At 71.1% G+C, this 3,538-nt stretch carries 4 protein-coding genes and 1 tRNA gene; all 5 read right to left on the reverse strand.

The annotated features are described in order from the left end of the window. Positions 1 to 916, reverse strand: a 916-nt coding sequence (locus QZ483_RS13175; RefSeq protein ID WP_297084767.1) for a phosphotransferase, incomplete at its 3' end; no start/stop codon positions are given. A gap of 78 nt (positions 917 to 994) precedes the next feature. Further along, positions 995 to 1,144: a hypothetical protein gene (locus QZ483_RS13180; protein ID WP_297084769.1), complete on the reverse strand. Its 150-nt coding sequence runs from the start codon at positions 1,142 to 1,144 to the stop codon at positions 995 to 997. 195 nt (positions 1,145 to 1,339) lie between these two features. Next, positions 1,340 to 1,411: transfer RNA gene (locus tag QZ483_RS13185), tRNA-Val, on the reverse strand. Between the two features lie 54 nt (positions 1,412 to 1,465). Continuing rightward, positions 1,466 to 2,338 carry an aminotransferase class IV gene (locus QZ483_RS13190; protein WP_297084771.1) on the reverse strand — a complete coding sequence of 291 codons (873 nt, stop codon included), beginning with the start codon at positions 2,336 to 2,338 and terminating at the stop codon, positions 1,466 to 1,468. Beyond that, positions 2,335 to 3,429, reverse strand: coding sequence for a chorismate-binding protein (locus tag QZ483_RS13195; protein ID WP_297084773.1), 1,095 nt, complete (start codon positions 3,427 to 3,429; stop codon positions 2,335 to 2,337). Before QZ483_RS13195 ends, QZ483_RS13190 begins: the two co-directional genes overlap by 4 nt. Positions 3,430 to 3,538 lie beyond the last annotated feature (109 nt).

A 3,538-nucleotide genomic window follows, 5' to 3' on the forward strand; every position in this document is an offset into this window, starting at 1 on the left:
TCAGCGCGACGACTCTCGTGGGATCGGTCGCGCTGTCGAGGTAGACGTTCGCCGGGTGCAGGTCGCCGTGCGCGGGGACGGGAAGCGTGGGCGCCACTGCGTCGAGCGCGGCCGTGATGCGGGACTGCAGGGCGGTGACGCGCGCGGCGTCGAGACCCTCGTCGGTCGCCATCGCGGCGTACTCCGCGACGCGGTCTGCGACCGCCGGGCGCGAGGTCAGCGCCAAGGCGTCGTGAGGCAGTGCATCCATCGCGTCGAGGATGATCTGCGGATCGATGTGGGCGGCATCGGAGCCGTCCGGGCGGTGCAGCGCCCGGGTCATCGGCACGCCCGTCGCCTCCTCCACCACCACGATGCCGTCGCCCGCGTCCAGCGCGAGCGGGGCGAGTTCGCACATGCGATGCCGGCGCAGCATGGCCTCGGCACGGTCGGGGCGGACCACCTTGACGTACCAGGTGCGGCGATGGTCTCCAGCGGTGGTCTGCGCGCGCAGCACGGCCCGGCGCATCGGCCGCAGGACGAGCATGTCGAGCGAGTCGACGGCGATGTCCGTGCCGAGAGCCGCCGACAGTCGCGGCGAGAGCTGCTCCGGCACGGATGCCGCCCCCAGCCCGGGCAGGTACGGATCGGCGGGGTGCCGCCAGACGTGCACCTCGCCCACGTCGGACGACAGGCGCACGGCCTTGCACTCGGCGCGCTGATCGTCTGTGAGGGCGACCGTGCTCGCAACCAGGTACATGCGCTCGCCGCCGGCGGTCACGTCGAAGCCCGCGGAAGTCTCGGCGCCAGGACGTGCGTTGACGGCGTCGAGACTCCACGTGTCCAGATCCGTGTGGGAGGTCGCGAGGGCTGCCGACAGGATGCCCTCGGCCTCGGGCCCCGTCAGCATCATCGCTGCGGCGCGATCGCCTCCCATGAGGACATCACACCACGCAGACGCACGAAAGGCGCCGCCCGGCTCGCCGGGCGGCGCCCATCCGCACAGTCGCGGACGTCAGTCCTCGTTGTGGTCCTTCGCCCACTGCTCGGCCTTGGCGACATGCTTGTCGGCCTCGATCGGCGTGGCGTCCTGAACCTTCTCGGATGCCTTCTCGACGGTGTCGTCGCTCGGCAGCGCATCCTTCGCCTTGTCCTTCATGTCCATGGCGGTTCCTTCCTGAAGTTCGGATCGCGGTTGGTGGACTCCCATGTCAACAGGATCCGGCGCGCTCTCATTCCGGGGCCGCCGAGCTCGCGTGCTGCGGGCCGACGCGCATGCACGTCTTCGAGCGGCGCTTCCGCGCGGCGCTCAGGGAACGCAGAAACGGGCCCCGCGCAGCGCGCGAGACCCGTTCATGAGTGGGCGATACTGGGATCGAACCAGTGACCTCTTCCGTGTGAAGGAAGCGCGCTACCCCTGCGCCAATCGCCCTGAGCGGGTTCCATAGTAGCGCCTCGCGGGGCTACCGCCGAACACCTCGCGAGGTCAACGCCGGCTGGGGACCGGCGGATCAGTCTCCCGCTCGGCCCTGAGCTCGTACACCGCGCTCAGCTCTCGAAGGAGCTGCCCGGGCGCCAGGTCGGTGCCGTCGAGGCTCGACACGTGCTGCACGCCACGGGTCGAGGAGGTGACGGCGAGGTGCGCCTCACCCGCGATCGCCTGGTCCAGCACGGCCATCGTGAGCTCGCCCGGTGCCGCGACGCGCACAGGCAGCGCCGCGCGCACCGCCCATTCGAGAGCGAGCCCGCGGGTGATCCCCGCGAGGCAGCCGGAGGCCAGCGGCGGCGTGACGATCTCTCCCCCGACCTCCACGAACACGTTGCTCGCGGTCCCCTCGCACAGGTTGCCGTAGGTGTTCGCCAGGATCGCCTCGTCGGCGCCCTTCGAGCGGGCGTACTCGACGATCACGGCGTTCTCCGCGTACGAGGTCGACTTCACTCCGGCGATCGCGGAGCGCTCGTTGCGCTTCCACGGCGCGCGCACCGCGCGGCACTGCCGTGGCCGCAGCGCGTCCACGCCGGTCACGACCACCGTCGGAGGCCCGTCGCCTCGCGCGGAGCCCATCGGCCCGTCGCCGGACGTGACCGTGACGCGCAGTCTCGAGACAGATCCGGTGCCGGCGTCGAGCACGGCGGCGATCCCCTCCCGGATGGCTCCGCCATCCGGGGCAGGAAGACCGATGCGGTCGGCCGAGTACGCCAGGCGCGCGAGGTGACGCGACAGGGCGAAGGGCACGCCGTCGCGGACGGCCAGGGTCTCGAAGACGCCGTCTCCCACAGTGAAGCCGTGGTCTGTCGCCGCGATCACCGGTTGACCCGGCTCCCTCAGCGATCCCCCCACCCAGACGATCGGATTCATGGCTGCATCCTTTCAGCGGATGCCAGGGCAATCAACCGACTCGCCTTGAGTTCTGTCTCGGCCCACTCCCCATATGGGTCAGACCCCCACGTAATGCCCGCGCCGGTGCCGAATCGCAGCCGGCCGTCCCGCCACACGAAGGTCCGGATGCCCACCGCGAGCTCCGCGCGGCGCGCATCGGCGTCCACCCAGCCGATCGCTCCGCAGTAGGGTCCGCGCGCCACCGACTCCTCGCGGGCGATGATGGCGAGGGCCGAGGACTTGGGCGCTCCCGAGACCGAGCCGGGAGGGAACGTGCCGTCGAAGAGCTCACGCCACATGGTGGGCGTCCAGCATGCGTCGTCAGCGAGCGTGACCTCGACCGTCGTCTCGAGATGCGTGAGTCCGGGGTGCGCGCGCTCGCCCAGGAGCTCGGGCACGCGCACCGATCCCGGCACCGCGACGTGGGACAGGTCGTTGCGCACGAGGTCCGTGATCATGACGTTCTCTGCGACGTCCTTGTCGAGCATCGCCTCGCCAGGCGCCGCGGTCCCCTTGATGGGCGACGAGCGCACGGTGGCTCCGTCCACCGCGAGGTACAGCTCGGGCGATGCTGAGACGATCCACGTCCCTGGGGCCGATGCGCGCGGGACTCCCGCGGGAATGACGATGCGGCTCGCGTAGCGGGCAGGGTTGCCGGCGGCGAGCTTCTCGCTGAGAGCGACGGCGTCCGGGCCCGGCGCCTCCGCGTTCAGAGGCGCCTCGAGCATCCGGCACAGATTGACCTGGTAGACCTCGCCCTCGCGGATGTCGTGCCGAATGCGCTCGACCCCCGCGACGTACTGGTCGCGCGAGAGGCTGCTGACCCAGCCATCGGCGGCAGGGCCACGCCACGTCCGCCCCGTCCTCGCGGGAGCCCCCGGGGTGCGTTCGACGTCCTCCATGCGCCACGCGTCGACGCGCCCGTCGAAGTCGCCGACCACGACCCAGAAGCCGCTCTCGGCGAGCCTGTGGCCGTCTCGACGGGCGTCGATGTGCTCCACCGCGCCCGTCGCGCGGACGCCACGGAACTCCGCGCTGCCGCGGCCGGAGTCCGCATCCTCCGAGGTCATGTGCACCACGCTAGTGGGCGCGAGCCCACGGCACGGCACGCTGGCGCGTGCTCGTTTTGGCATCCGGGCCTTCCATGGGCTACAGTCATTCCCTGTTCAGAACAGCAGT

This window comes from uncultured Demequina sp. (assembly GCF_913055775.1).
Taxonomy (GTDB): domain Bacteria; phylum Actinomycetota; class Actinomycetes; order Actinomycetales; family Demequinaceae; genus Demequina.

Bases quoted from the DNA above. Each gene is read 5' to 3' on its own strand.
- QZ483_RS13180 (WP_297084769.1), bottom strand. From the start codon at position 1,144: ATGGACATGAAGGACAAGGCGAAGGATGCGCTGCCGAGCGACGACACC.
- QZ483_RS13190 (WP_297084771.1), bottom strand. From the start codon at position 2,338: ATGAATCCGATCGTCTGGGTGGGGGGATCGCTGAGGGAGCCGGGTCAA.
- QZ483_RS13195 (WP_297084773.1), bottom strand. From the start codon at position 3,429: ATGACCTCGGAGGATGCGGACTCCGGCCGCGGCAGCGCGGAGTTCCGT.